The organism is Parapedomonas caeni, from assembly GCF_041060555.1.
In the GTDB taxonomy this organism is placed as follows: Bacteria; Pseudomonadota; Alphaproteobacteria; order Sphingomonadales; family Sphingomonadaceae; genus CAUJIW01.
On the sequence record NZ_JBEUDS010000002.1, the window covers coordinates 263,608 to 287,187 of the forward strand.

Below are 23,580 nucleotides of genomic sequence, written 5' to 3' on the forward strand. Positions count from 1 at the left end.
GAACCGATTGGGATGGTTGAAGATGCTGGATTGGACTGTGCGGCGGTGGTCGTGTTTGCTGATGGTGTCGCTGGGGTTGGCCGCGTGCGGCGGCGGCGAGGACGACGGCGGCATTGATTCCGCCCACAACGATCCGAAATGGCCGGCGCCCAATATCGTGCTGATCCAGGCCAGCGACCTCAGCCCGCATGATATCTCGGCCTATGTCGACGGCCGGTTTCCGACCCCCAACCTGAAGCGGCTGGCCGACGCCGGCGTGCGCTTCACACAGGCCTACACCGCATCGTCGGCGGCCGGACCCGCGCGCGCCGGGCTGATGACCGGCCGCCACCCCAGTCGCTTCGGCTACGAATATGACAATCTGCCCCCCGAGCAGGATCAGGCCCAGAGCGTCGGCCTGCCCACCGACGAGGTGGTGATCGCACGCATGCTCAAGGATACCGGTTACAACACCGTGGGCATCGGCGTGTGGGGACTGGGCGGCATGACCCCCGATTCGCCGCGCTATCCGGTCAACAAGGGTTACGATGATTTCTTCGGCACGCTGGCCGGCGAGACCGCCTATGTCGACTCTCCCGACGACACGATCACCTATGTCCCGGCGGTAAAGACCTCGGTGTCGCCGATGCGTGACCACAACGCGATGATCGTTTCCGGCAAGGACGCGCGGATGGTGCCTTCAGGCGGCTACGCGACCGATCTCTTCGCCGACAAGGCGGTGGAGGCCATCGACCGTCTGGCCGGCAAGCCGTTCTTCCTGTCGGTGACCTTCAACGCCCCGAGCGTGCCGCTGCAGGCGCCGGCCGCGATGGTGGCGAAGGTGACCAACATCGCCGACCCGGCGACGCGGGTTTATGCGGCGATGATCATGTCGCTGGATGCCGGTGTCGGCCGCATCCTCGACGCGCTGGACAAGCGCGGCCTCGCCGGCAACACGCTGGTGATCTTCACCGCCAACCGCGGCTGCAACGGGCTGGCCGAGGTCTGTGCCTGTGATGCCGGCGGCATCGGCGCGCCGACGCTGTACGAGGGCGGCCTCAAGGTGCCGCTGATCATGCGCTGGCCGGCGGCGCTGACGGCCGGACACAGCTACGACAAGGCGGTGTCGACCATCGATCTCTATGCCACCATCATGAAGGCGGCGCGCGCCCGCAAGCCGGTGGGCGTGCGGCTGGAAAGCATCGACCTGCTGCCCTATGTGCGCGGTGACAAGAAGGGGGCGCCACGCCAGCAGATGATCTGGCTGCGCCGGCCGATGTCGGCGCTGCGCCAGGGCCAATGGAAGCTGATCGAGGATCCCGATGCGGGCCAGACGCGGCTGTTCGACCTGAGTGTCGATCCGTTCGAGCACACCGATGTCGCCGAACAGAATCCGGCGCTGGTATCGCAGCTCAAGGCGCAGCTTCAGATCGGCCGGGCGTTCGCGGTCGACCCGCTGTGGCTCTCGCGCGGCAAGGTGGACGTGGACGCCTGCGGTACCGCCACCACGGTTTTCCAGTAAGCCTGGCCGCCGGCAGGGTCGGCAAACACGGCTTCCGGCAGGGCCCTGAAACGCCAACGCCCGCCGGGTGATCCCGACGGGCGGTTCGCGTTGCCGCACCCCTGCCGCCGCGTCCGGCGCGACGACAGGTCACGGGCGTCGGGTCAGCGCGGCGCCATGCGGATGCCGCCGTCGAGGCGCACGTCCTCGCCGTTGAAATAGCCGATGGTGATCATCGCCAGCGCCAGCTTGGCATATTCCTCCGGGTCGCCGAGGCGCTTGGGGAACGGCACCGAGGCCGCCAGCGCCGCCTTCACATTGTCCGGCGCCGCCTGCAGCAGCGGCGTGTTGAAGATACCGGGCAGGATGGTGTTGACGCGGATGCCCTCGCTCATCAGGTCGCGGGCGATCGGCAGGGTCATGCCGACCACGCCGCCCTTGGAGGCGGAGTAGGCGGCCTGGCCCATCTGGCCGTCTTCCGCCGCCACCGAGGCGGTGTTGACGATGGCGCCGCGCTCGCCGTCCTGCAGGGGGTCCAGGGTCAGCATGCCGGCCGCCGACTTGGCAATGCAGCGGAAGGTGCCGACGAGGTTGATCTGGATGACCATGTTGAAGGCATCCAGCGGGAAGTGCTTGATCTCGCCGCTGTTCTTGTCGCGGCTGGCGGTCTTGATGGCGTTGCCGACACCGGCGCAGTTGACCAGGATGCGCTCCTGGCCATGGGCGGCGCGCGCCTTGGCGAAGCCGGCGTCGACGCTCTCGTCCGACGTGACGTTGACGTTGCAGAACACGCCGCCGATCTCGGCCGCGACCGCCTCGCCCTTCTCGGCGTTCATATCGAAGATGGCAACCTTGACGCCCTGGGCGGCCAGCGCGCGGGCCGTGGCGGCACCGAGGCCGGAGGCGCCGCCAGTGACAACGGCGGCGACGGAAGAATCAAGTTTCATGAATGGCTCCCCAATTAACAGTCGTGGCAAGTGCTATGCCCCTCAAGGCATGGGCGCGTCATAGTACAGCGCGGCACGCTGGGGAATAGGGGTAAGCGACGGTTGTCGGTGGGGGGGCTCCGCCCGGCATCCGGCCCGGCAATGCCGGCGATCGGCCTCAGCTGTTGTCTTCCACCGGGGCGTCGGGGCCGTGCTTCTTGATGGAGTCGATGGCGTTCTGCGCCGAGGCCTTGGAGCTGTAGCCCTCGGTCGAGAACATGGTCTCGGCGTTGTACTTGAACCGCACCCGGTATTCGCCCGCCTTGTCCTTGTAGATCTCGAACTTGTGCGCCATGGCGACTGCTCTCTCCTCTGAATGGACTCCGGCAGCTTAACCATATGGCACAGGTGTTGGAACCCCCCATGGCCCCACGCGACACAGGGCGGGCAGAGCCGGGGGGCGTCAGTCGGCGTCGAGCAGGTGACGGCTGGTCGCCGTGCGCTGGATCGCCTTTTGCACCTTCTCGAAGGCGCGGACCTCGATCTGGCGGATGCGTTCGCGGCTGACGCCATATTCCCTCGACAGATCCTCCAGCGTCGCCGGCTCGTCCTTCAGCCGGCGTTCGGTGAAGATGTGGCGCTCGCGCTCGTTGAGTTCGTCCATCGCCTCCATCAGCAACTGGTGGCGGATGCTGGCTTCCTCGCGGTCGGCGACGATCTCGTCCTGCGGCGGCGCGTCATCCGCCAGCCAGTCCTGCCATTCACCCTCGCCGTCCTCGCGCAGCGGGACGTTGAGCGAGGTGTCGCCGCCCATCGCCATGCGGCGGTTCATCGACACCACGTCATCCTCGCTCACCTGCAACGTGGTGGCGATGGTCCTGACGTTGTCGGGATGCAGGTCTCCTTCCTCGACCGCCTGCAGCTTGCCCTTGAGGCGACGCAGGTTGAAGAACAGCTTCTTCTGCGAGGCGGTGGTGCCGATCTTCACCAGCGACCAGGAGCGCAGGATGAATTCCTGGATCGCCGCCTTGATCCACCACATGGCATAGGTCGCCAGCCGGAAGCCCTTTTCGGGGTCGAACTTCTTGACGCCCTGCATCAGGCCGATGTTGCCCTCGGCGATCAGTTCGGACAGCGGCAGGCCGTAGCCGCGATAGCCCATGGCGATCTTGGCAACCAGGCGCAGGTGGCTGGTCACCAGCTTGTGGGCGGCCTCGGTATCCTCATGCTCGGCCCAGCGCTTGGCCAGCATATATTCCTCCTCCGGCGCCAGCACCGGAAACTGGCGGATCTGCTGGAGGTAGCTGGTCAGCGAGGCCTCGCCGCCCAGCGCGGGCATGGTGGCGGGGAGAGAATTGGACGCCATGATGATGATTCCCTGTCTGACTGGCCTTCTTATACGTCTGTTCGCTGTTCCCGAACAAGCATGGCTATGTTGGACGGACTGTTTCTATCGGCGAGCCGATGGTGTGAGGGAGGTGATCAGCGCCTCCATGTCGGCCGGCAAGGGACTTTCGAAGCGCAGTGTCGCGCCGGTGACCGGGTGAACGAAGCCCAGCACGCCGGCGTGCAGCGCCTGGCGGTGGAAGCGCAGCCGGTCCAGCACCGGCTTCACCGAGCCGGTGCGGCCGGCCCGGCCATAGACCGGATCGCCGAGCAGCGGATGGCCGATCGAGGCCATGTGGACGCGCACCTGGTGGGTGCGGCCGGTTTCCAGCTGGCATTCCACCAGCGCTGCGTGCGGTCCGAGCGGGCGGATGAGACGATAGTGGGTGACGGCATGCTTGCCGCGGCCGTCGGCGACAATCGCCATCTTCTTGCGGTCGTGCACCGAGCGGGCCAGCGCGCCCTCGATGCGGCCGGCCGCCGGCTTGGGCCAGCCGGACACCAGCGCGGTATAGACCCGCTCGACGCTGTGATCCTGGAACTGGCGCGACAGGCCTTCGTGGGCGGCGTCGGTCTTGGCCACCACCAGCAGGCCGGAGGTGTCCTTGTCGATGCGGTGGACGATGCCGGGCCGGGCGACGCCGCCGATGCCCGAGAGCTGGCCGTGACAATGATGCAGCAGGGCGTTGACCAGCGTGCCGTCGAGATTGCCGGCGGCCGGATGCACCACCAGCCCGGCCGGCTTGTCGACCACCAGCAGGTGGGCGTCCTCGAACACGATGCCGAGCGGAATGTCCTGGGCGGTGGCGTCGGCCGGCGCCGGTGGCGGCACCTGCACGGTAAAGACGTCACCCGCCTTCACCTTGAGCGCCGGGTCGTCGACGGTCCGGCCGTCGCGGCACACCTGGCCGGCGCCGATCAGCGCCTTCAGCCGTTCGCGGCTGAGGGTGGGCAGGGCACTCGCCAGCGCCCGGTCGAGCCGCTGGCCCGCCGTGTCCGTCGTGATGCCGACCTGATGCACATCGCCCCCGTTCATGCGCTCATAAGTAAGGGGGCCGACGCCGGGATGTAAGGGGGCTTGCAAAGGCACGGCACGCGGCCCACCTTCGCCCCACACGATCACAGGAGGGTGCTCATGAGGCTTGCGCGTGTGGGTTTGGTCGCCGTGGCGGCGCTGGGTCTGGCCGGCTGCGGCATCAACGACGTGCCGACCAAGGACGAGGCGGTGAAGGCCGCCTGGGCCGAGGTACAGAACCAGTATCAGCGCCGCGCCGACCTGGTGCCCAATCTGGTCGAGACGGTGAAGGGCTATGCCAGGCAGGAGCAGACCGTGTTCACCGACGTGACGCAGGCGCGCGCGGCGGCGACATCGGTCAAGATCGATGCGAGCACCATCACCGATCCGGCGAAGTTCGCGGAGTTCCAGGCCGCCCAGGACCGGCTGACCGGCGCCCTCGGCCGGTTGCTGATGGTGGCAGAGAACTACCCGCAGCTGAAGTCCAACGAGAATTTCCTGGCCCTGCAATCACAGCTGGAGGGCACGGAGAACCGCATCACCGTGGCGCGGCGCGACTATATCCAGCAGGTGCAGACCTATAACCTTGAGTTCCGCAATATCCCCGACAAGTGGGTGGCGGGGATCTTCCACGGCGACTCCAGGCCGGCGGAGACCTTCAAGGCGGCGCCCGAGGCCCAGAGCGCGCCCAAGGTGAGCTTCCAGTGACACCGGCGGCGGCGCCCGCCTCGCGGACTCCGCCGCGGCCGGGCCAACATCTGTGGTGGGCGGTGCCGTTCGTCCTGCTTCTGGGGCTGCTGTCGCCGCTGGCGATGGCGGCGGCACCAGCGTTCCCGCCGCTCACCGGCCGGGTGGTGGACGCCGCCGATATCCTGAGCCCGCAGACCGAGCAGCAGCTGGCGCAACTGTCGGCGGCGCTGGAGGCCAGGAGCAGCGACCAGCTGGTGGTGGCGACGGTACCGTCGCTGGGCGGCACCGACATCGCCGACTATGGCTATCAGCTCGGCCGTCACTGGGGCATCGGCACCGGAAAACTCAGCAACGGCGTGCTGCTGCTGGTGGCGCCGGCCGAACGGCAGGTGCGCATCGAGGTCGGTTACGGGCTGGAAGGCACGCTCACCGACGCGCTGTCGAGCGTCATCATCCGTCAGGCCATCGTGCCGCGCTTCAAGGCCGGCGACTATGACGGCGGGGTGCTGCGCGGGGCGACCGCCATCAGCGAGATCCTCACCGGCGACGCCGCCGAATGGCAGGCGCGCGCCGCCCAGCGGCCGACACACGAGGGCGGCGGCAGCATTGCGCTGGGCATCATCGTCGCCATCTTCGTGCTGGTGTTCATCATCAACCTGACCACCGCACGACGCCGGCGCGGCCGGTTCGGCGCGCTGGGCGGCGCGGGCGGCAAGGCGGTCGGCGGGGCGCTGGACGCCCTGCCGTGGATCATCATGTCCGGCCGGGGCGGGCGCGGCGGCGGCTGGGGCGGCGGCGGTGGCGGCTTTCGCGGCGGCGGGGGCTCGTTCGGGGGCGGTGGCGCCTCGGGAGGCTGGTGATGGCGACCTTGCAGCTGAGCGAGGCGGATCAGGCGCGCGTTGCCGATGCCGTGGCGCGCGTGGAAGCCGGCAGCGGCGCGGAAGTGGTGTGCGTGCTGGCCCGTCGCTCGGAAGATTTCCGGCTGGTCGGCGTCGCCTGGGCCGGCGCGCTGGCGCTGCTGGTGCCGTGGCCGCTGTTGCTCACGCCGTGGGCGGTCACCACCATCCTGACGGTCCAGATGCTGCTGTATCTCGCGCTCAGCCTGCTGCTGGTTTCGACGCCGGCGCTGCAGTGGGTGACGCCGCGCGCCTGGCAACGGCGCGAGGCGGCGCAGGTGGCGCGCGAACAGTTCCTGGCCCAGGGGCTGCACCGCACCCACGGCCGGGTCGGTGTGCTGCTGTTTGTCTCGCTGGCCGAGCATCACGCCGAGATCATCGCCGACGTCGGCCTCGACGGGCGTGTGGCGCCGACGGTCTGGCAGCAGGCGGTGGCGTTGCTGACGCAGGCCGCCCGGGATGGCCGGCTCGCCGACGGCGTGGTGGCCGCGCTCGATCATCTGGCGCCGGTACTGGCAACGGCCTGTCCGCGTGGCGCTGACGACAGCGACGAACTGCCGAACCTGCCGGTGCTGATGTAGGAGAGGAGGGCATGGCGGAACGTCTCGATATCGCGCCCGACCTGCTGGCGTCGATTGTCGCGGCGGCGGACGCCGACCCGACCCGCGAATGCTGCGGCCTGCTGGTGGGGCGCGGCGATGGCGAGGTCGTGGTGGTCGAGCGGGTGGTGCCCGCCGGCAATCATGCCCCCGACCCGCGTGTGGCGTTCGAGATCGAACCGGCGGTGCTGCTGGCGACCCATCGGCAAGCGCGCCTGGCGGGCCTTGCGGTGGTCGGCTGGTATCACTCGCACCCGGACGGGCTGCCGTTCCCGTCGGCGCGCGACGCCGAGCATGCCGACGAGACCGGCAAGATCTGGCTGATCGTCGCCCGTGGCGAGGCGCGGGCGTTCGAGAGCGTGATTGCCGGGCCCTACGAAGGGCGCTTCCGGGAAGTGGCGCTAGCGCCTATAGAATGACGGCAATGGCGTTGATGTGGTGAGGACGATGGCGACCGGCACGGTCAAATGGTTCAATCGCAAGAAAGGATTTGGTTTCATCCGGCCCGACATCGGCGCCAAGGATGTGTTCGTGCATGTCTCGGCCGTGCAGCGCGCCGGGCTGGCGGCGCTTGATGAAGGCCAGCGGGTCGAGTTCGAGCTGACCCAGCTGCAGGATGGTCGCACCGCGGCACTGGGCCTGCGGCCGATCGACGACGAGCAGGACGACGCGCCGGCCACCGCCAGCCCCGGCTCCGCCGCCTGACGCCAGCGCCGTCGCCCTGGCCACCGCGCGGCCGGGGCGGACGCGGTGACGGATCGCCGCTCAGAACGGCAGGTAGGTGCGTTCCTTGGTGTAGTTCAGGTAGCCGATATTGGCGCCAATCCGCCAGCCGGCGCCGAGATGGATCGGCACCAGGATCACCTGCTCGCGCTGGTGATAGTTGGCGGTGAAGCCGCCGATGAAATAAACCTTGCCCTCGACCGCCGGATAGCGGCGGAACAGATCCTCGCTGTCGTTCAGGTGGTAGACCAGCGTGAACGACTTGGAGAGGTCGCCGCCGATGTCGAAGCCGACCGACGGGCCGGTCCAGTGCACCGTTCGCTCCCCCTCCACCTTGTGGTAGAGCGTGCCGTTGCCGTAGCGCAGGCCGACGATCAGCGCGCCACCGCCTTCCTGACCGACGATATAGGCGTTCGGGCGGCCCTGTTCGGCGAAAATTTTCTCGATCAGTTTGCCAAGCCCTTCCGCGCCCTTGCCGAACACGCCGGTGGCGGCCTTCAGCACCGACTCCTGGTCATAGGTGGTGGCCTCGTCCGCCGTGGCAGCGGCGGCCTGCGGGGTCGTTGCTGGCGCGGGGGCGGCTGGGGTCGTGGTGGCCGGCGTGGCGACGGGCGCGGGCGCCGGAACCGCGGCGCCGGTACCAGGCACATCGGGCGGTGGCGCGGCGGTGACGTTGCCATGGTCCTGCGCCCGCGCCCGTTGAGACGGGGTGACCAGCGTCACGCCGAGCGCGAGGCCTGCCAGACACAGTCCGATCATCGAAACCGTGAACCGATGAGATCGCCGCATGCGAATGCTCCACTCCGTAAATCATGATCTTGGACGTTCGAGGATGCGTCCCGCGACGTGGTAAATCAATATTTCGTTGGAGGCGAGAGCGCGGCTCACGAAATCTCGTGCGTTAACCGCGACGAGTCGAGCAACAGGCGCTGGCGGCGTCAGCCGCGTTCGATGGTGCGCAGTTGGTGCAGCAGCCGCTGGGTCGCCACGACATCGGCAAAGGGCGCGAACGCCGCCGGGAAGGTGGCTGTCATCCGATCGCGCTCGGCGATGGCATCGTCGTACCACTGATGCAGCGCGGCGACGGTGGCCGGCGATGACCGGGCCGGCGGGTCCGATGCCAACCGCTCCAGCAGGTCCGCCCGCACGGTCAGATCCTGATAGTGGCCAAGCCAGTCCTGCAGCGTCTTGAGTGCGCTCAGGCAGGGCCTTAGCCACGGCTCATCCTGATGCGCGCGCAGCAGTTCCAGCGTGTATCGCACTTTCTTGAGTTGCTTGCGCAAATCGTGAATGGGGGTGGGCGGGCCGGCGTCGCCAATGGCGCGCGCCGCCCGCAGGCCGTCACGCAGCAGCTTGCGGGCACGCCTGGCGGCCTGCTGTTCCTGCGCGTCGTCGCCGATGGCGCCGGCCGCCTCGATGGCGGCCGTCAGCCCGTCATGCAGCCGCCGCAACCGGGGCAGGGCAAGGCCGTGCCGGACCGCGATCAGCGCCTGTTGCTGGCGGGCGTCGAACAGCGGCGACAGCCGGGCCCAGACCTCGGGCGGCAACAGGCCTGCGAGCTGTTCCGCCGCCACCACCAGGTCGCGCCGGGGGCCGACGAGGCCGGCCAGCCAGTGCAGATCCCGCTGCAGGGTGCGGGCCGACTCTCCGCCGAACCGCCGACCCATTGCCCGCAAGGCCGCCCGCGCCCGGCGAATGGCGACACGGGTGGCATGGCCGTAGTCGGGGTCGGAACCATCGGCGAGGCCCCGTTGGGCCGCGATGAGCGTGTCGTGCAGGCGCATCAGCACCCGGGCGACCGGGGAGGGCCGGACAGGGCGGCCATCCGCCATCACAGGTCACCCGCGACGCGCGTGGCCGGCAATGGCGAACTCCCGGTGTCGTCCATGGTGTTCCAGTGCCCCCGGAGATGGCTTCAGGCGAGCATGCTGCGCAGCATCCACGCGGTCTTTTCGGCCACCTGCATGCGCTGGGTCAACAGGTCGCAGGTCGGCTCGTCGCCAGCGGCCTCGGCGATCGGGAACACGCTGCGTGCGGTCCTCGCCACGGCTTCATTGCCCCGGACGAGATTGCGGATCATGTCCTCCGCGTTCGGTACGTCCTGTTCTTCCTGGATGCTGGAGAGCCTGGCGTAGGCGGCGTAGCTGCCCGGCGCGAACTGGCCCAGCGCCCGGATACGCTCGGCGATGTCGTCCACCGCCACCGACAGCTCGGTATACTGGGTCATGAACATCGCGTGCAGCGCGTTGAACATCGGCCCGGTGACGTTCCAGTGATAATTGTGGGTCTTGAGATAGAGGGTGTAGGTGTCGGCCAGCAGCCGCGACAACCCCTCTGCGGTCGCCTGGCGCTGTTCCTCGCTGATGCCGATGTCGATTTCCATGGCCATGGGCTTCTCTCCTGCTGGAAGTTGGGCTGGGCGTTGTCGTAACGCCCTCGTGTTCCTGACATGGCGCTTGCGTACGCGGGGTTCAACCGGTGCCGGTCAGCACTAGGGGAACCGCCGCCTGGCGGCCTTGCGCTCAATCAAGTCGCGCCGGGATAATAATAATAGCGATAACCATTATCATAAACACCCTTGACCGTGCGGCTGTTAATATGAGAATGAGTCGCAACAGCATCGGCGGTGCCTGAATCCGCCATCGTCATCTCGCTTGTGGGCATGGAAGCGCGGGCATGATGCTTCAGACCTCCAAAGGACACGTCCGCGCGGCCCGGCGCAACCCGCTGCCGCGCACGCTTTTGCGCCCCCCGGTGCCAGCGTCGCCGGGTGCGCCGTTGCGGGATGGCCGGCTGGCGGTCGCGCGGCCGCGCGCTGCCATGAACTGGCCGGTCATCGCGCTGGTCGGCGCGCTGCATGCGGCGGCGCTGGTGGCGCTGGCGCTCTCCCGGATTGACCTGCCGGTCCTGACCGTCGCCCCCGCGCTGCGGGTCGATCTGCTGCCGGCGGCCGCGCCGCTGCCACCGCCACCGCCACCGCCGGCGCTGGCGCCGCCGGCGCTGCCATTGCCGGTGTTCGTCATGCCGGACATCGCGCCGCCGGCGCCCGCCCCGACGCCGGTGCTGGCCGCGTTCCGTCCTCCCGGCGCGCCGGGAGGTGAGGGGACGCCCGGCAGCGGCCAGGGGGGCGCCACGGTCGCGCCGTCGGCCGCTGATTCGGCGCCTGTCACGGCGCCCGACTTCGAGGCGGATTACCTCAACAATCCGGCGCCGCCCTATCCCATGGCGTCGCGGCGCGCCCGCGAGCAGGGCACGGTGATGCTCCGGGTGCTGGTGAGCCCGGCCGGCACGGCGCAGATGGTCGAGCTGGAGGCCAGCAGCGGCTTCTCCCGACTCGACCACGCCGCCAGTGACGCCGTGCGACGCTGGCGGTTCGTGCCGGCCAGCCAGTCCGGCCGCCCGGTGACCGCCTGGGTGCTGGTGCCGGTGATCTTCTCGCTGGCGCGCTGAACCGGTCCCGCCAGTGCTTTTCATGTCGCCGCGCTAGACAGGACGCGCATTCGGTTCCATGACGATGTTGCAATGCAGCAAAGGAGTGGGCCGATGGCGCGCGTGAAAAAGATCAGCCTGGGTCTCCAGGGTGGCGGCAGCCACGGCGCCTTCACCTGGGGCGTGCTCGACCGGCTGCTGGAGGAAGAGCGGCTGGACATCGAGGCGGTGTCCGGCGCCAGCGCCGGCGCGGTCAACGCGGTGGCACTCGCCCACGGGTACGCCACCGGCGGCCGCAAGGGCGCCAAGGAAGCGCTCGACAAGCTGTGGCACCGGGTCGGTGGCTTCGGCGAGTTCTCGCCGTTCCGCCGGTCCTGGCTCGATGTCGCCCGCCAGAGCTGGGGCATGGAGCTGTCGCCGACCTTCCTGTTCTATGACGTGCTGTCGCGCATGGCCTCGCCCTACGACCTCAACCCGTTCAATTTCGGCGTGCTGGAGCATGTGCTGGACTTCATTGACTGGGAGGCGGTGCGCCGGTCGCCGGAGTTCAAGGTGTTCGTCGCCGCCACCAACGTGCGCTCGGGCAAGGTCAAGGTGTTCGAGCAGCGCGAGCTGTCGCTCAAGGCGGTGCTGGCCTCCACCTGTCTGCCGCAGGTGTTCCAGGCGGTGGAGATCGACGGCGAGGCCTACTGGGACGGCGGCTTCCTCGGCAATCCGCCGCTGTTCCCGCTGTTCTACGTGACGTCGAGCTGCGACATCCTGGTGATCGAGAGCAACACCCTGTACCGCGCCGACGTGCCGCGCACCGCCCACGAGATCAACGAGCGGCTGAACGAGATCAACTTCAACAGCGCCCTGCTGGCCGAGCTGCGGGCGATCGAGTTCGTTGGCCGGCTGGTCGATCGCGGCGCGGTGGACACCAGCCGCTACCGCAAGATGCTGGTGCACATGATCGATGGTGGCTGCGATCTGGCTGAACTGGGCTCGGCCAGTAAGCTCAATGCCGAGATGGAGTTTCTGCAACACCTCAAGGCGATCGGCCGACGCCGGGCGGACGAATGGGTGCGTGCCAACTTCGAGAAGCTGGGCGTCGAGTCGAGCGTCGATCTCAGGGAACTGGTTGGCTGAAGGAACTGGTGGTCTAAGCGGCGTCGCTCAGGCGGCGAGGGCCGCCGCGTAGCGGGCGAGCCCCTGGTCGAGGTCGGCGATCAGGTCGGCGGGGTCTTCCAGGCCGATGTGCAGCCGCAGCGTCGGGCCGGGCGCCTGCCAGCGGGTGACGGTGCGCAGGCCGGCCGGGTCGACGGGCAGGATCAGGCTTTCATAGCCGCCCCACGAGAAGCCCATTTTGAAGTGCGCCAGATGGTCGACCAGCGCCGGCAGGTCGGCCCGCGTGCCGCGCTTGAGCACGAACGAAAACAGGCCCGAGGCGCCCTTGAAGTCGCGTTGCCACAGGTCGTGGCCGGGGCAGTCGGGCAGGGCCGGGTGGAGCACCCGCGCGACCAGCGGATGGCGCTCCAGCCAGCGGGCGACGGCCAGCGCGTTGGCCTGGTGGCGCTCCAGCCGCAGCGGCAGCGTGCGCAGGCCGCGCAGCGCCAGCATGGCATCGTCCGGCGCCGCGCACTGGCCGAGCCGGTAGGTGGCGGCCTTCAGCCGGGGCAGCCAGCGGGCGTTAGCGGTGACGGCGCCCATCATCAGGTCGGAATGGCCGCCGACATATTTGGTCAGCGACTGCATGGCGAGGTCGACGCCCAGCCCGATCGCCGGCAGCAGCAGCGGCGTCGCCCAGGTGTTGTCGAGGATCACCGCCGCGTCCCGTGCGTGGGCGGCGGCCACGATCGCCGGCAGATCCTGCACCTCGAAGGTCAGCGAGCCCGGCGACTCGGTGAACACCGCGCGGGTGGTGGGGCGCATCAGCCCGGCGATGCCGGCGCCAATGGTGGGGTCGTAATAGCTGGTCTCGATGCCGAGGTTTTTCAGCACCTTGTCGCAGAAGGCCCGTGTCGGCTCATAGGCCGAGTCGACCATCAGCAGATGGTCGCCACCGTTAAGGGTGGCCATCAGGCAGGTGGCGATGGCGGCGACGCCGGAGGGAAACAGCTTGGTGCCGGCAGCCCCGGGCTCCAGCGCCGTCAGCGCTTCCTCCAGCGCCCAGGTGGTCGGCGTGCCGCGCCGGCCGTAGTAGAGACCGCCGTCGGGGTTGGCGACCGCGGCATCGAACTCGGCCAGCGTCTCGAACACGCAGGTCGAGGCGTGATAGACGGGCGGATTGACGACGCCGTGGGTCCATTCGCGTCGCCGGCCGGCCTCGACGATCTGTGTCGCCGGCCTGGCGTCGCGATGTCCCTTGTCCGTGCTCGCCAGGGCCGGATCGCCGTCCTGGCTCACGCGCCCGTGACCACCGGGGTGTCGGCCTGGCTGCCCCATTCGGTCCACGAGCCGTCATAGACCGACACGTTCTTGTGACCGAGCAGATTGAGGCCGAACGCCAGCACGCAGGCGGTGACGCCCGAGCCACAGGTGGTGACCACCGGCTTGCCAAGGTCGACGCCGGCGCCCTCGAAGGCGGCCTTCAGCGCGTCGCCGGTCTTGAAGGTGCCGTCGGCGTTGAACAGCTCGGTGTAGTGCAGGTTCAGGGCGCCGGGGATGTGGCCGGCGCGCAGGCCCGGCCGCGGTTCCGGCTCGCTGCCGGCGAAGCGGGCCGGCGAACGGGCGTCCAGCACCTGCTCGGTCTTGGCGGCGAGGTTGGCCTTCATCTGGTCAAGGCTGCGGACGCCGGCCTTGTCCATCCAGGCGGTGAAGTGGCGATGGCGGACGATCGGCTTGCCCGACTCGATGGGGCGGCCTTCCGACTGCCACTTGGGGAAGCCGCCGTCGAGGATCGCCACCTGATGCTGGCCGAACACGCGGAACATCCACCAGGCGCGCGCGGCGCTCTTGATGTCGCTGTGATCATAGACGACGACGCGGCAGCCATCGCCCAGACCCAGCGCCTGCATGCGGCTGGCGAACTTCTCCGGCGACGGCAGCATGTGCGGGTAGGCGCTGGAGGTATCGGCGATTTCCTCCATGTCGAAGAATACCGCGCCGGGAATGTGCGCCTGCTCGAACTCGCCGCGTGCATTGCGGTCGCAGCCGGGCAGATGGCAGCTCGCATCGACCACGCGCAGGTCGCTGGCTCCCAGTTCCTTTGCCAGCCATTCGGTGGTGACCAACGCGTCCATCACATCGTCTCCTTGAGTATGCATGACTTCGCTCAGAGCCGCACACTACACGCGCGTCGCGCCTCTCGGGAAGGGGCAAAGGGGCATGTGGTGGCGATGTGCCGCGTCTTTCGTTCGCGTTGCCCGATGGTTCGCCTTGCCGCCGGCGAAGTGACGCGCCTGCCCGCCGGCCGGAGGCGGGCCGGCCTATCGGAGTGGATAGGGTGCTGCCTGCTGTTGACCTGGGTCAACGCGGCGCGCCGGGCCGGACGGTAAAAACAAACCAGGCTGTTTGTTTTTGATCCGGGATGGACCGTGCAACGCGCCCGCCGACAGAGACTGGCGTGGCAGGATCGCGGCGGCCTGCCGGTTCGCAGCCCCGATCCGTGGGAGGACAAGCGATGAATCTCGACATCCGGCCGCAGGCCGACCGCTGCAACGATCTGAGCTACGAGGACATTCTGAACCTCGATACGCGGCCCGTGCCGGCCTATCTGCGCCAGGGGCCGGTGCCCGACATCGGCACCGACCCGGTGCCGGCCGGCAACTATACCGATCCCGCCTTCTTCCAGCAGGAAGTCGACAAGCTGTGGTCGCGCTGCTGGCAGATGGCCTGCCGCGAGGAGGACATCCCCAACGTCGGGGACTATGTGGTCTATGACATGGTGGGGAAATCCTACCTCATCGTCCGCACCGCGCCGGACACCATCAAGGCGCTGCTCAACGTCTGCCTGCATCGTGGCCGCAAGCTGGCGACCCAGGGCGGCTGCAAGTCGCGTTTCCGCTGCATGTTCCATGGCTTCGAGTGGAATATTGACGGCTCGTTCAAGCACAACCCGATGGCCTGGGACTTCCCGCAGTGGGAGGGGCAGGACATGCGCCTGCCGGAAGCGCGGGTGGCCCGCTGGGGTGGATTCGTGTTTGTCAATTTTGATCCAGAAGCCAAGCCATTGGATGATATCATTCATCCCATTCCTGAGCATTTCGCGCGCTATGACCTCGCCAACATGTACACCGCGCTGCACATCGCCAAGACCTTCCCGGCCAACTGGAAGGCAGTGGCGGAAGCGTTCATGGAGAGCCACCACAGCATCACCACCCACCCGCAGTTCATGGCGTTCCTCGGCGACGCCAACTCGCAGTACGACGTGTTCTCGCCCTATGTCAGCCGGCAGTTCTCGGCGATGGGCGTGCCGAGCCCGTTCGTCGACAAGAGCCAGCTCAGCGAGTCCGACATCTGGGCCGCCATGCTGCGCAGCTCCGGGCGGGTGCGCGAGTGGGAGCAGGGCGAGGGGCCGACGGTGCCCGAGGGCGTGCGGGCGCGCGCCTACGCCGCCGAGCAGCAGCGCCACGCGCTGGCCGCCGAGGACGGCTACGACTACTCGGACATCTCGGACGCCGAGATGCTCGACCCGCTGCTCTACAACCTGTGGCCCAACCTGTCGGTGTGGGCCGGCTTCTCGCTCAACCTGGTCTATCGCTGGCGGCCGGTGGACGTCGACACCGCGATCATGGACGTGCGGGTGCTCAAGCGGGTGCCCAAGAACGGCCCGCGGCCGCGCCCGGCGCCGCTGCAGGTGCTGGGTGTCGATGAACCGTGTGCCACCGTCGAGGGGCTGGGGTCGCTGGGCGGCGTGTTCGATCAGGACATGGCCAACCTGCCCTACGTCCAGCAGGGGCTGAAGGCCGGCGGTCGGGATTTCCCCGTTCACTTCGGCAAGTACAGCGAACTGCGCATTCGCCAGCTGCACCGGACGCTGGCCGACTTCATGGCCGGCTGAGCGCCGGCACCGCGCGGCGGGGCCGGCGTCGGGTTTGACGCCGGCCGCCAACCGCACTATCGCTCGGGCGCATGAGTGAGGCTCCCACCACCACCCAGCTCGGCAAGGTCACGCCCCTGCCGGAGTCGCCCGAGGCGGCGGTGCTGGACTATGTGCCCAACCCGCGCCCGGGGCGGGGCTATCTGGTGCGCTTCACCGCGCCGGAATTCACCTCGCTGTGCCCGGTCACCGGCCAGCCGGACTTCGCGCACATCGTCATCGACTATGTGCCGGACCGGCTGATCGTCGAGAGCAAGTCGCTGAAGCTGTTCCTGCACAGCTTCCGCAACCATCGCGGCTTCCACGAGGACTGCACGGTGGGTATCGGCGAGCGGCTGGCGGCGGAGATGCAGCCGCGCTGGCTGCGGATCGGGGGCTACTGGTATCCGCGCGGCGGCATGCCGATCGACGTGTTCTGGCAGACCGGCGCGCCACCGGCGGACGTGTGGATTCCCGACCAGGGCGTCGCCGGCTACCGCGGCCGGGGCTGACAACTTCGCGATCAATCGTTCTCGATATGGCGATATTGTTTCCATGATTGGAACAATTGGCAGGCGCTGTGGTTCGGGTTACCTCTGTGGGTAGTCATACACCCGCAGGAGGCAATCGCCATGACCACCACGACCGCCACCAGAATCGCCATCGTCTTTCATTCCGGCTATGGCCACACCGCTCGTCAGGCCGAGGCCGTCGCCGCAGGTGCCGGCCGTGTCGACGGCGCCGAGGTCGAGCTCGTCCGGGTCGAGGAACTGACCAGCCCGGACGCGCCGGGCTGGGCGGTGCTGGACGCCGCTGACGCCATCATCTTCGGTGCCCCCACCTACATGGGCTCGGCGTCGGCGCCCTTCATGGCGTTCAAGGACGCCACCTCGAAGCGCTGGATGCAGGGCGCCTGGAAGAACAAGATCGCCGCCGGCTTCACCAATTCCGGCTCGTGGGGCGGCGACAAGTTCAACACCCTGATGTCCTTCGTCGTGCTGGCGATGCAGCACCACATGGTGTGGGTCGGCCTCGACCTGATGCCGGGCTACAACAGCTCCAAGGGGTCGCCGGATGATCTCAATCGCGTCGGCCTGTGGCTGGGCGCGGGTGCCCAGTCCAATGTCGACCAGGGGCCGGATGTGGCGCCGGTGAAGGCCGATCTCGACACCGCCAGCCACCTTGGCGAGCGGGTCGCCCGTGCCGCCGCGCGCTGGCGCAAGGGCGCCTGACCAGGCCACGGATCACGGCACCGCTTCAGGCGATGCCGATGATCTTGTGGGTCTGCAGCGACAGCCGCCACTGCGGATGGGCCAGACAATAAGCCACCGCCGCCTGCGTGTTGGCGGCCCGGTCAGGCCCATCCATCGGCTGCAGGAAGAAGTGCCGGAAGCCCCAGCCAGCCACCGAGGCCGGATCGAGCCCGGCTTGCGGATAGACCAGCTTCAGTTCGTTGCCGGTCCGCACGATGGTGTCGGCGCCGGCCTTGGGGCTGATGCACACCCAGTCGATGCCGGGCGGCACCGCGACGGTGCCGTTGGACTCGATGGCGATGGTGAAGCCGCGGGCGTGCAGGGCGTCGATCAGCGTCGCGTCCAGTTGCAGCAGCGGCTCGCCGCCGGTGCAGACGACGTAACGGTGGGCCGGATCGTCACCCCAGCTGCGGGCAACCGCCTCGGCCAGCGCGTCGGCGCTGGCGAACTTGCCGCCGCCGGGGCCGTCGGTGCCGACGAAATCGGTGTCGCAGAAGGTGCAGGTGGCCCGCGCGCGGTCCTGCTCGCGGCCGCTCCACAGGTTGCAGCCGGCGAAGCGCAGGAACACCGCCCGCCGGCCGGTGTGGGCGCCTTCACCCTGGAGGGTGAGGAACAGTTCCTTGACGGCGTAGGTCATGCTGGCCGGGCCGGCTCAGGGCAGGGCGTAACGGGTCGGGTCGGGCACGCCGGCCTCCCGGAAGCCCTTCTTGCGCAGCAGGCAGGAATCGCAGCGGCCGCAATGCAACCCCTCCAGCGTCGGGTCGTAGCAGCTCCAGGTGTGAGCATAATCAATACCCAGCGCCAGCCCGGTCCGGATGATCTCCGCCTTGGTCATGGTGATCAGCGGCGTATGCACCTTCAGTCGCCATTTGCCTTCGACGCCGAGCCTGGTCGCCTTGGCGGCCATGGTCTCGAAGGCCTCGATGAACTCGGGCCGGCAGTCGGGGTAGCCGGAATAATCCAGCGCGTTGACGCCGATGTAGATGTGCCGGGCGCCCAGCACTTCCGCCCATGCCAGCGCCAGGCTGAGGAACACCGTGTTGCGGGCCGGCACATAGGTGACCGGGATGCCGCAACTCATCTCGTCGGCCGGGCGGTCCTTGGGCACCTCGAAGTGGCCGGTGAGGGCGGAGCCGCCGAAGCAGCTGAGGTCCACCGGCAGCTCGACCTGACGCCGGGCCCCGTATGATTTCGCCAGCGCCCTGGCGCAGTCGAGTTCCACCCGGTGGCGCTGGTTGTAGTCGATGGTCAGCGCATAGATGTCGTGGCCGGCGCGCCGGGCAATGGCGGCGCAGGTGGCGGAGTCGAGGCCGCCGCTCAACAGCACGACCGCCGGCTCGCGGGGTGTCGCATCGGGTTCGCTGGTGCTCATGAACTAGATATGCCGCTCCGGCCGGTGGGCGGCAAGCCGCTTTGCGTCGTCAGTCCCGGATCGGACGGGTGGGTCAGCGCCGCGCGACCGGTTCGCGGCCCAGTCCGGCGAACAGATTCTCCGGCCGGAAGGCCAGCGCATCCTCCAGCCGCTCGAACGGCGGGTGGACGATATCGCCGATCAGCATGTCGGCGCCGGCGCCAACCGCCGCGGCGGCCAGTGCCAGCGTGTTCACCGGCCGGACGTAGCTGCGCGCCTTGGTCTTGTGGGCCTCGGTGGCGAAGGCCTCGATCACCCTGGCCTGGCGGGAATCTTGCGGCAAATTCTGGAGAAATATGCCGAATGCCTTGATTCCGCTGTCTTTAAGCTGCGACACCGCTTGCGGTGATGGTGGCAGCAGGGCGGAGACGGCGCGGCAATGGGGTTGCAGCATGGCGACGATCTCGCGCGCCTTGAAAGCCGGGAAGCCCTCGGTGAATCCATGAATCTCGACGATCAGCCGGTCGGCGGCGCCGGTCGATAGCCGGGCCATCTGGTCGAGGAAGGCGCGGCGCGCGTCGCTGTTGACGAAGGTGGTGTAATGGGCCGAGCTGGCGATGGTGACCCGGCGGGGCAGCCGCGCCAGTTGTTCAAGAAAGGTGCTGGCGCGGGTCAGGGTCGCGAGGTCGAGGTCATAGACGTCCAGCGGGTTGGGCCGACTGCCGAGGATGTCGTGGCCGTAGAGGCGAGTGCCATCGGGGGTGCTGGCGCTCAGCAGCAGCTGAAAGGCATCAAGCTGGTTGGCGCCGACCGGCCAGATCGGCACCAGCACCGGCTGGGTTTTCAGTTTGCCGGGGCGGGCGGTGCGCAACGGGATGATGACGGGTGGCACCGACGGCGCGCTCTTGCCCGCCTCGGGCTCGCGGCGCTGGAGGCGGGCCGCCGCCGGGGTATCCACCTCGGCCTCGGCGAACAGCCTGGCCAGGGTGGCGTCGATGTCGGTTTGCGCCTCAACCGTGCCGGTGGTGACGTCGACGGTGACCACCGCCACGTCCATGGCGCTGCGGGTTTCCTCCAGTCCGAACAGCTGCTGCCAGATTTCCTCGGCGATGAAATGCGCCTTGACCCGCGCCTCGGCCGCTGACAGCTCGCCGAACACCAGCACGTAGGTCAGCGCCTCGAAGCGGCGGAAGACATCGCTGCTGGCCAGTCGCTGGCGGATGGTACTTTCGATGATCTGGGTGACTTTATCCTCGACACGCGGCCACTGGTCACCGAGCCGGTCGCGTACCGCCTGGAAGCCCAGCACCTGAAGTCGGCCCACCGCCGCCTGGCCGCGGCGGTGGACGAGGTCGCGCAGATGCTCGGCGAAATCATGATGGTCGTCGACGGCGCTTGGCGCGCGCTGGCCGGCGAGGGGCCGGGCGTCCGGATGGTCCTCGTGCGCCGCGAAGAGCAGATCCCGCAGCCGCTGGCCGATATTCCTGAAATCCGTCTGGTCCATCGCGGCCGACCATCCCCCGGCAGTGACTTGCCTTGTCATCCTTATGCTAGCGCATGTGACCGCCAGCGCAACGCATCGTGGAAGGCCTGGATGGCGCCACAAGATACGGGCCGCCTGATCGAGGGGAGATCAGGCGGCCCGTCACAGTCAAGAGGGGCTGTTGCGAGCACCGTCAGGAGGGGGGATTGATCGGTGCTACTAGCAACATATAGGCTGGCGATGATGAACAAGAGGTTAACGGCGACAGAAAAATTATCCGGTCGGTTAGCCTGTGGCGGCGCGGGGGGACTTGCGCCGAACCCGCCATTGGTCCTAACCGTCATGCCATGAAGCGAACCCATCTGCCGCTCAACGCCCTGCGCGTGTTCGACGCCGCCGCCCGCCACCTGTCCTTCACCAAGGCGGCGGATGAACTGGCGGTGACGCCGGCCGCCGTCGGCCAGCATATCAGGGCGCTGGAAGACCTGCTGGGGGTCATCCTGTTCAAGCGGCTGGGACGCAACCTGGCGCTCACCATCGAGGCGGAGCGGGCGTTGCCGGCGCTGCGTGACGGCTTTCTCAAGTTCGAGGAGGCGGTGCGGCTGCTGCAGGCGGGGCAGACCTCGAAATCGCTGGCGATCAGCGTGCCGCCGTCGTTCGCCGCCAAGTGGCTGGTGCCCAGGCTCGACCGTTTCATCGCCGCCCATGCCGACATGCAGGTGCGGGTGTTCGCCACCATGCAGATGGTGGACTTCACCCAGGAGAATGTCGATCTCGCCATCCGCTACGGCCGGGGCGGCTACGATGACCTGGAGGTCGAGAAGCTGATGGACGAGCAGGTGTTTCCCGCCTGCGCGCCGGCGCTGCGCGACGGTCCGGCGATGCTGCGCGCGCCCGCCGATCTGCCGGGGGTGCCGCTGATCCATGATGATGCCGACGAGGTCGAGGATGGCGCGCCGACGTGGGCGATGTGGCTGAACGCGGCGGGCGTCGGCCATCCCGACCCCGAACGCGGCCTGCATTTCAACCAGTCGGCGCTGGCGATCGAGGCGGCCGCCGCTGGCAAGGGTGTCGTGCTGGCGAAGGCGGCCATCGCCGCCGCCGACCTGGCGGCTGGCCGGCTGGTGCGGCTGTTCGACGACAGTCAGCCGATCGACTTCGGCTATTATCTGGTCGCGCCCGAACCGCAGTGGCGGCAGAAAAAGGTGCAGGCGTTCATTGCCTGGCTGCGGGCCGAAGTCGCGGCTGCCCGCTGATATCGCGATATGTTACAGCAGTTTCGCTTGTGTCGCCGCCGCGACACGGCACAATGGCTGGCGACATTTTGACGAGAGGGCGGCATGTCTGATCTGGCGGGCGGTACATTCTTCATCATCGTGGCCGCGCTGGCCATCATCACGGTGGCGAGCAGCGTCACCACCGTGCGTCAGGGCTTCGAATATACGGTGGAGCGGTTCGGCCGCTTCACCCGGACGCTGCCGCCGGGGTTCCATCTGATCGTGCCGTTCATCGACAGGATTGGCCGTCGTATCAATATGATGGAGCAGGTGATTGATATTCCAGGTCAGGAAATCATCACCAAGGACAACGCCATGGTCGGCGTCGACGGCGTGGTGTTCTTTCAGGTGCTCGACAGCGCCAAGGCGGCCTATGAGGTCTCCGATGTGATGATGGCGATCATGAACCTGACCACCACCAACCTGCGGACCGTGATGGGCGCGCTCGACCTCGACGAGACGCTGTCGCAGCGCGACACCATCAATGCCCGGCTGCTGTCGGTGGTGGACAAGGCGACCCACAGCTGGGGCGTCAAGATCACCCGCGTCGAGGTCAAGGACATCCGGCCGCCAGCCGACATCGTCAACGCCATGACCCGGCAGATGAAGGCCGAGCGCGAGAAGCGCGCCTCGATTCTGGAAGCGGAAGGGGCGCGGGCCTCCGAGATCCTGCGCGCCGAGGGTCAGAAGCAGTCGCAGATCCTGGAAGCCGAGGGCCGGCGCGAAGCGGCGTTTCGCGATGCCGAGGCGCGCGAGCGCGCGGCGGAGGCGGAAGCGCGGGCGACCGAAATGGTCAGCGAGGCGATCGCCAAGGGCGACGCCCAGGCGATCAACTACTTCATCGCCCAGCGCTACGTCGAGGCGATGACGGCGTTCGCCCAGTCGAACAACGCCAAGACCATCTTCATGCCGATGGAGGCCTCGGCGCTGGTGGGCTCGCTGGGTGGCATCACCAAGCTGATCGAGGCAGTCGGCGGCGACGCGCCGCGCACACCGACCGGCGCCGCCGGCGGCTCCGCCACCGGGCTGCCCCGCACACGGACGGAGTGACCCCCGGTGGAGATTTATTTCACCTACTGGACATGGGGTATCGCTGCCCTGGTCCTGGCCGGCCTGGAGATCATCCTGCCCGGTACCTTCATGATCTGGCTGGCGGGTGCCGCCGCCACCACCGCGCTGGTGACGCTGGCGGCGGGCGTGGGCTGGCAGGTGCAGCTGGTGGTGTTCGCGCTGGTCGCGGTCGCCTCCATCGTTGCCGGTCGGGCCTTTCTCAAGCGCCATCCGCTGGAGACCACGGACAGCGGCCTCAACCGGCGCGGCGCGCGCCTGATCGGCCGGAGTTTCGTGCTCACCGAACCCATCGTTCGCGGCGAGGGGCGGGTGCAGGTGGACGACAGCCCGTGGCTGGTGCTGGGACCGGACATGCCCGCCGGCACCCGGATCAAGGTGGTGCGTCTGGATGGCGCCGCACTGGTCGTCGAACCCGAGGTCGCCCGGCCCGAGGTCGCCCGGCCCGAGGTCGCCGGATCGGCCGGCTGATGTGGGGCCGTCGGCGCGATCCGCTGGAAGGTCCGCCGCGACCCCGTGACGTCACCGCCCCCCGGCCGGCGCGGCGTGATGCCGCCCCGCCGCCGCCTCACCCGGCGGCATCCCGCCCCTCCACAGCCCGCCCCTCCACAGCCCGCCCCTCGACCTCTTTTCCCGGGATCCGGCGCCCGACGCTGGGGGACATGCGGGGCCGCGATGCGCGCGCGGGCGTCGATGCGATGTTCGGCGCGGCCAACCCGATGCGCCGCCTGCTCGGCGCGGTCGACGGGCTGATCCGCGACTGGCTCGCTGACGCCCTGGTCGGTTCGGGCGAGCGGGCCCGCCATCTGACTCCGGCGGAGATCGACTGGCTGGCGCCGGCGCTGCGTGGCGTGCTGCTGGGCTGGGTCGCGGCCCAGCTGATCAATGTCCTGCTCGATATCAACGGGCTGGGGGAGCTGGCCTTCCTCGTGATCCTGGCGCTGTCGCTGCGGCGCAAGCTCGCCGGCCTGCTCAAGCGCTGACACCGCGGCGCCGCCCTTATCA

General features: G+C 68.5%; 28 protein-coding genes. 15 read left to right on the top strand and 13 right to left on the bottom strand.

Annotation, left to right across the window (positions count from 1 at the left end; translation table 11 throughout):
- The first annotated feature begins 22 nt into the window (after nt 1–22).
- Nucleotides 23–1,501, top strand: coding sequence for a sulfatase-like hydrolase/transferase (locus tag ABU113_RS02915; protein WP_454557976.1), 1,479 nt, complete (start codon nt 23–25; stop codon nt 1,499–1,501).
- Between the two features lie 143 nt (nt 1,502–1,644).
- Here the strand turns inward: ABU113_RS02915 and ABU113_RS02920 are convergent, their stop codons facing one another.
- The 4 genes from ABU113_RS02920 to ABU113_RS02935 all read right to left on the bottom strand — a co-directional run bounded on the left by ABU113_RS02920 (nt 1,645) and on the right by ABU113_RS02935 (nt 4,828).
- On the bottom strand, nt 1,645–2,427 hold the full coding sequence (locus ABU113_RS02920) for an SDR family NAD(P)-dependent oxidoreductase (protein ID WP_454557977.1): 783 nt from the start codon (nt 2,425–2,427) through the stop codon (nt 1,645–1,647).
- Between the two features lie 157 nt (nt 2,428–2,584).
- A complete protein-coding gene (locus tag ABU113_RS02925; RefSeq protein ID WP_454557978.1) occupies nt 2,585–2,761 on the bottom strand; it encodes a YegP family protein in 177 nt (58 codons plus the stop codon).
- A gap of 108 nt (nt 2,762–2,869) precedes the next feature.
- On the bottom strand, nt 2,870–3,772 hold the full coding sequence (gene rpoH / locus ABU113_RS02930) for an RNA polymerase sigma factor RpoH (RefSeq protein WP_454557979.1): 903 nt from the start codon (nt 3,770–3,772) through the stop codon (nt 2,870–2,872).
- A gap of 84 nt (nt 3,773–3,856) precedes the next feature.
- Nucleotides 3,857–4,828: an RluA family pseudouridine synthase gene (locus ABU113_RS02935; RefSeq protein ID WP_454557980.1), complete on the bottom strand. Its 972-nt coding sequence runs from the start codon at nt 4,826–4,828 to the stop codon at nt 3,857–3,859.
- A 99-nt stretch (nt 4,829–4,927) separates the two neighbouring features.
- On the opposite strand from ABU113_RS02935, the gene ABU113_RS02940 reads away from it, so the two are divergent.
- From ABU113_RS02940 to ABU113_RS02960, 5 genes are read left to right on the top strand one after another with little or no spacing between them, the layout of a single operon-like run.
- Nucleotides 4,928–5,515 carry a LemA family protein gene (locus ABU113_RS02940; protein WP_454557981.1) on the top strand — a complete coding sequence of 196 codons (588 nt, stop codon included), beginning with the start codon at nt 4,928–4,930 and terminating at the stop codon, nt 5,513–5,515.
- Nucleotides 5,512–6,357 (top strand): TPM domain-containing protein, encoded by an 846-nt coding sequence (locus ABU113_RS02945; protein WP_454557982.1) that lies wholly within the window; start codon nt 5,512–5,514, stop codon nt 6,355–6,357. The genes ABU113_RS02940 and ABU113_RS02945 overlap by 4 nt, the downstream gene beginning before the upstream one ends.
- On the top strand, nt 6,357–6,974 hold the full coding sequence (locus ABU113_RS02950) for a TPM domain-containing protein (RefSeq protein WP_454557983.1): 618 nt from the start codon (nt 6,357–6,359) through the stop codon (nt 6,972–6,974). Before ABU113_RS02945 ends, ABU113_RS02950 begins: the two co-directional genes overlap by 1 nt.
- A gap of 11 nt (nt 6,975–6,985) precedes the next feature.
- Nucleotides 6,986–7,411: a Mov34/MPN/PAD-1 family protein gene (locus ABU113_RS02955; RefSeq protein WP_454557984.1), complete on the top strand. Its 426-nt coding sequence runs from the start codon at nt 6,986–6,988 to the stop codon at nt 7,409–7,411.
- A gap of 28 nt (nt 7,412–7,439) precedes the next feature.
- On the top strand, nt 7,440–7,697 hold the full coding sequence (locus ABU113_RS02960; RefSeq protein WP_454557985.1) for a cold-shock protein: 258 nt from the start codon (nt 7,440–7,442) through the stop codon (nt 7,695–7,697).
- A gap of 60 nt (nt 7,698–7,757) precedes the next feature.
- Here the strand turns inward: ABU113_RS02960 and ABU113_RS02965 are convergent, their stop codons facing one another.
- From ABU113_RS02965 to ABU113_RS02980, 4 genes are all read right to left on the bottom strand, one after another.
- On the bottom strand, nt 7,758–8,504 hold the full coding sequence (locus tag ABU113_RS02965) for a DUF1134 domain-containing protein (protein ID WP_454557986.1): 747 nt from the start codon (nt 8,502–8,504) through the stop codon (nt 7,758–7,760).
- A gap of 149 nt (nt 8,505–8,653) precedes the next feature.
- Nucleotides 8,654–9,547 carry a CHAD domain-containing protein gene (locus ABU113_RS02970; RefSeq protein ID WP_454557987.1) on the bottom strand — a complete coding sequence of 298 codons (894 nt, stop codon included), beginning with the start codon at nt 9,545–9,547 and terminating at the stop codon, nt 8,654–8,656.
- An 83-nt stretch (nt 9,548–9,630) separates the two neighbouring features.
- The gene (locus ABU113_RS02975) at nt 9,631–10,104 is read right to left on the bottom strand and encodes a Dps family protein (RefSeq protein WP_454557988.1); all 474 of its coding nucleotides are present in this window, start codon (nt 10,102–10,104) and stop codon (nt 9,631–9,633) included.
- A 137-nt stretch (nt 10,105–10,241) separates the two neighbouring features.
- Entirely contained in the window at nt 10,242–10,364 is a 123-nt protein-coding gene (locus ABU113_RS02980; RefSeq protein WP_454557989.1) for a hypothetical protein, read from the bottom strand.
- Nucleotides 10,365–10,391: 27 nt separating this feature from the next.
- Here ABU113_RS02980 and ABU113_RS02985 point away from each other — a divergent pair, with 27 nt between their 5' ends.
- Both ABU113_RS02985 and ABU113_RS02990 read left to right on the top strand, forming a co-directional pair.
- Nucleotides 10,392–11,165, top strand: a complete 774-nt coding sequence (locus tag ABU113_RS02985; protein WP_454557990.1) for an energy transducer TonB — start codon at nt 10,392–10,394, stop codon at nt 11,163–11,165.
- A 93-nt stretch (nt 11,166–11,258) separates the two neighbouring features.
- Nucleotides 11,259–12,272 carry a patatin-like phospholipase family protein gene (locus tag ABU113_RS02990; RefSeq protein WP_454557991.1) on the top strand — a complete coding sequence of 338 codons (1,014 nt, stop codon included), beginning with the start codon at nt 11,259–11,261 and terminating at the stop codon, nt 12,270–12,272.
- Nucleotides 12,273–12,299: 27 nt separating this feature from the next.
- Here ABU113_RS02990 and metC read toward each other — a convergent pair whose 3' ends face one another.
- Together metC and sseA are read right to left on the bottom strand one after the other, a co-directional pair.
- Nucleotides 12,300–13,529 (bottom strand): cystathionine beta-lyase, encoded by a 1,230-nt coding sequence (metC, locus tag ABU113_RS02995; RefSeq protein ID WP_454557992.1) that lies wholly within the window; start codon nt 13,527–13,529, stop codon nt 12,300–12,302.
- Nucleotides 13,526–14,365, bottom strand: a complete 840-nt coding sequence (sseA, locus tag ABU113_RS03000; RefSeq protein ID WP_454557993.1) for a 3-mercaptopyruvate sulfurtransferase — start codon at nt 14,363–14,365, stop codon at nt 13,526–13,528. Before sseA ends, metC begins: the two co-directional genes overlap by 4 nt.
- 380 nt (nt 14,366–14,745) lie before the next feature.
- On the opposite strand from sseA, the gene ABU113_RS03005 reads away from it, so the two are divergent.
- The 3 genes from ABU113_RS03005 to ABU113_RS03015 all read left to right on the top strand — a co-directional run bounded on the left by ABU113_RS03005 (nt 14,746) and on the right by ABU113_RS03015 (nt 17,375).
- Nucleotides 14,746–16,125, top strand: coding sequence for an aromatic ring-hydroxylating oxygenase subunit alpha (locus tag ABU113_RS03005; RefSeq protein ID WP_454557994.1), 1,380 nt, complete (start codon nt 14,746–14,748; stop codon nt 16,123–16,125).
- A gap of 71 nt (nt 16,126–16,196) precedes the next feature.
- Nucleotides 16,197–16,655 (top strand): preQ(1) synthase, encoded by a 459-nt coding sequence (queF, locus tag ABU113_RS03010; RefSeq protein ID WP_454557995.1) that lies wholly within the window; start codon nt 16,197–16,199, stop codon nt 16,653–16,655.
- Between the two features lie 120 nt (nt 16,656–16,775).
- Nucleotides 16,776–17,375, top strand: coding sequence for a flavodoxin family protein (locus ABU113_RS03015; protein ID WP_454557996.1), 600 nt, complete (start codon nt 16,776–16,778; stop codon nt 17,373–17,375).
- A 25-nt stretch (nt 17,376–17,400) separates the two neighbouring features.
- Here ABU113_RS03015 and queE read toward each other — a convergent pair whose 3' ends face one another.
- From queE to ABU113_RS03030, 3 genes are all read right to left on the bottom strand, one after another.
- Nucleotides 17,401–18,033 carry a 7-carboxy-7-deazaguanine synthase gene (queE, locus tag ABU113_RS03020; RefSeq protein ID WP_454557997.1) on the bottom strand — a complete coding sequence of 211 codons (633 nt, stop codon included), beginning with the start codon at nt 18,031–18,033 and terminating at the stop codon, nt 17,401–17,403.
- A 15-nt stretch (nt 18,034–18,048) separates the two neighbouring features.
- Nucleotides 18,049–18,768: a 7-cyano-7-deazaguanine synthase QueC gene (queC, locus tag ABU113_RS03025; RefSeq protein ID WP_454557998.1), complete on the bottom strand. Its 720-nt coding sequence runs from the start codon at nt 18,766–18,768 to the stop codon at nt 18,049–18,051.
- A gap of 73 nt (nt 18,769–18,841) precedes the next feature.
- A complete protein-coding gene (locus tag ABU113_RS03030; RefSeq protein WP_454557999.1) occupies nt 18,842–20,251 on the bottom strand; it encodes a hypothetical protein in 1,410 nt (469 codons plus the stop codon).
- Between the two features lie 326 nt (nt 20,252–20,577).
- On the opposite strand from ABU113_RS03030, the gene gcvA reads away from it, so the two are divergent.
- From gcvA to ABU113_RS03050, 4 genes are all read left to right on the top strand, one after another.
- On the top strand, nt 20,578–21,486 hold the full coding sequence (gene gcvA / locus ABU113_RS03035) for a transcriptional regulator GcvA (protein ID WP_454558000.1): 909 nt from the start codon (nt 20,578–20,580) through the stop codon (nt 21,484–21,486).
- A gap of 84 nt (nt 21,487–21,570) precedes the next feature.
- Nucleotides 21,571–22,557: an SPFH domain-containing protein gene (locus ABU113_RS03040; protein WP_454558001.1), complete on the top strand. Its 987-nt coding sequence runs from the start codon at nt 21,571–21,573 to the stop codon at nt 22,555–22,557.
- Between the two features lie 6 nt (nt 22,558–22,563).
- Entirely contained in the window at nt 22,564–23,046 is a 483-nt protein-coding gene (locus tag ABU113_RS03045; protein ID WP_454558002.1) for an NfeD family protein, read from the top strand.
- A 191-nt stretch (nt 23,047–23,237) separates the two neighbouring features.
- Nucleotides 23,238–23,558 carry a hypothetical protein gene (locus ABU113_RS03050; protein WP_454558003.1) on the top strand — a complete coding sequence of 107 codons (321 nt, stop codon included), beginning with the start codon at nt 23,238–23,240 and terminating at the stop codon, nt 23,556–23,558.
- Nucleotides 23,559–23,580: the final 22 nt, after the last annotated feature.

Excerpts from the sequence above, each read along its gene's own strand:
- ABU113_RS02975 (WP_454557988.1), bottom strand. The coding sequence starts at position 10,104 with ATGGCCATGGAAATCGACATCGGCATCAGCGAGGAACAGCGCCAGGCG.
- ABU113_RS02965 (WP_454557986.1), bottom strand. The coding sequence starts at position 8,504 with ATGCGGCGATCTCATCGGTTCACGGTTTCGATGATCGGACTGTGTCTG.
- sseA (WP_454557993.1), bottom strand. The coding sequence starts at position 14,365 with ATGGACGCGTTGGTCACCACCGAATGGCTGGCAAAGGAACTGGGAGCC.
- ABU113_RS02985 (WP_454557990.1), top strand. The coding sequence starts at position 10,392 with ATGATGCTTCAGACCTCCAAAGGACACGTCCGCGCGGCCCGGCGCAAC.
- ABU113_RS03015 (WP_454557996.1), top strand. The coding sequence starts at position 16,776 with ATGACCACCACGACCGCCACCAGAATCGCCATCGTCTTTCATTCCGGC.
- ABU113_RS03050 (WP_454558003.1), top strand. The coding sequence starts at position 23,238 with ATGCGGGGCCGCGATGCGCGCGCGGGCGTCGATGCGATGTTCGGCGCG.
- ABU113_RS02980 (WP_454557989.1), bottom strand. The coding sequence starts at position 10,364 with ATGACGATGGCGGATTCAGGCACCGCCGATGCTGTTGCGACTCATTCT.
- queE (WP_454557997.1), bottom strand. The coding sequence starts at position 18,033 with ATGACCTACGCCGTCAAGGAACTGTTCCTCACCCTCCAGGGTGAAGGC.
- ABU113_RS03040 (WP_454558001.1), top strand. The coding sequence starts at position 21,571 with ATGTCTGATCTGGCGGGCGGTACATTCTTCATCATCGTGGCCGCGCTG.
- ABU113_RS02915 (WP_454557976.1), top strand. The coding sequence starts at position 23 with ATGCTGGATTGGACTGTGCGGCGGTGGTCGTGTTTGCTGATGGTGTCG.
- ABU113_RS03005 (WP_454557994.1), top strand. The coding sequence starts at position 14,746 with ATGAATCTCGACATCCGGCCGCAGGCCGACCGCTGCAACGATCTGAGC.
- queC (WP_454557998.1), bottom strand. The coding sequence starts at position 18,768 with ATGAGCACCAGCGAACCCGATGCGACACCCCGCGAGCCGGCGGTCGTG.
- ABU113_RS02960 (WP_454557985.1), top strand. The coding sequence starts at position 7,440 with ATGGCGACCGGCACGGTCAAATGGTTCAATCGCAAGAAAGGATTTGGT.
- ABU113_RS02940 (WP_454557981.1), top strand. The coding sequence starts at position 4,928 with ATGAGGCTTGCGCGTGTGGGTTTGGTCGCCGTGGCGGCGCTGGGTCTG.
- ABU113_RS02935 (WP_454557980.1), bottom strand. The coding sequence starts at position 4,828 with ATGAACGGGGGCGATGTGCATCAGGTCGGCATCACGACGGACACGGCG.
- gcvA (WP_454558000.1), top strand. The coding sequence starts at position 20,578 with ATGAAGCGAACCCATCTGCCGCTCAACGCCCTGCGCGTGTTCGACGCC.
- rpoH (WP_454557979.1), bottom strand. The coding sequence starts at position 3,772 with ATGGCGTCCAATTCTCTCCCCGCCACCATGCCCGCGCTGGGCGGCGAG.
- ABU113_RS02950 (WP_454557983.1), top strand. The coding sequence starts at position 6,357 with ATGGCGACCTTGCAGCTGAGCGAGGCGGATCAGGCGCGCGTTGCCGAT.
- ABU113_RS02970 (WP_454557987.1), bottom strand. The coding sequence starts at position 9,547 with ATGGCGGATGGCCGCCCTGTCCGGCCCTCCCCGGTCGCCCGGGTGCTG.
- ABU113_RS03030 (WP_454557999.1), bottom strand. The coding sequence starts at position 20,251 with ATGGACCAGACGGATTTCAGGAATATCGGCCAGCGGCTGCGGGATCTG.
- ABU113_RS02925 (WP_454557978.1), bottom strand. The coding sequence starts at position 2,761 with ATGGCGCACAAGTTCGAGATCTACAAGGACAAGGCGGGCGAATACCGG.
- ABU113_RS02990 (WP_454557991.1), top strand. The coding sequence starts at position 11,259 with ATGGCGCGCGTGAAAAAGATCAGCCTGGGTCTCCAGGGTGGCGGCAGC.
- queF (WP_454557995.1), top strand. The coding sequence starts at position 16,197 with ATGAGTGAGGCTCCCACCACCACCCAGCTCGGCAAGGTCACGCCCCTG.
- ABU113_RS02920 (WP_454557977.1), bottom strand. The coding sequence starts at position 2,427 with ATGAAACTTGATTCTTCCGTCGCCGCCGTTGTCACTGGCGGCGCCTCC.
- ABU113_RS02955 (WP_454557984.1), top strand. The coding sequence starts at position 6,986 with ATGGCGGAACGTCTCGATATCGCGCCCGACCTGCTGGCGTCGATTGTC.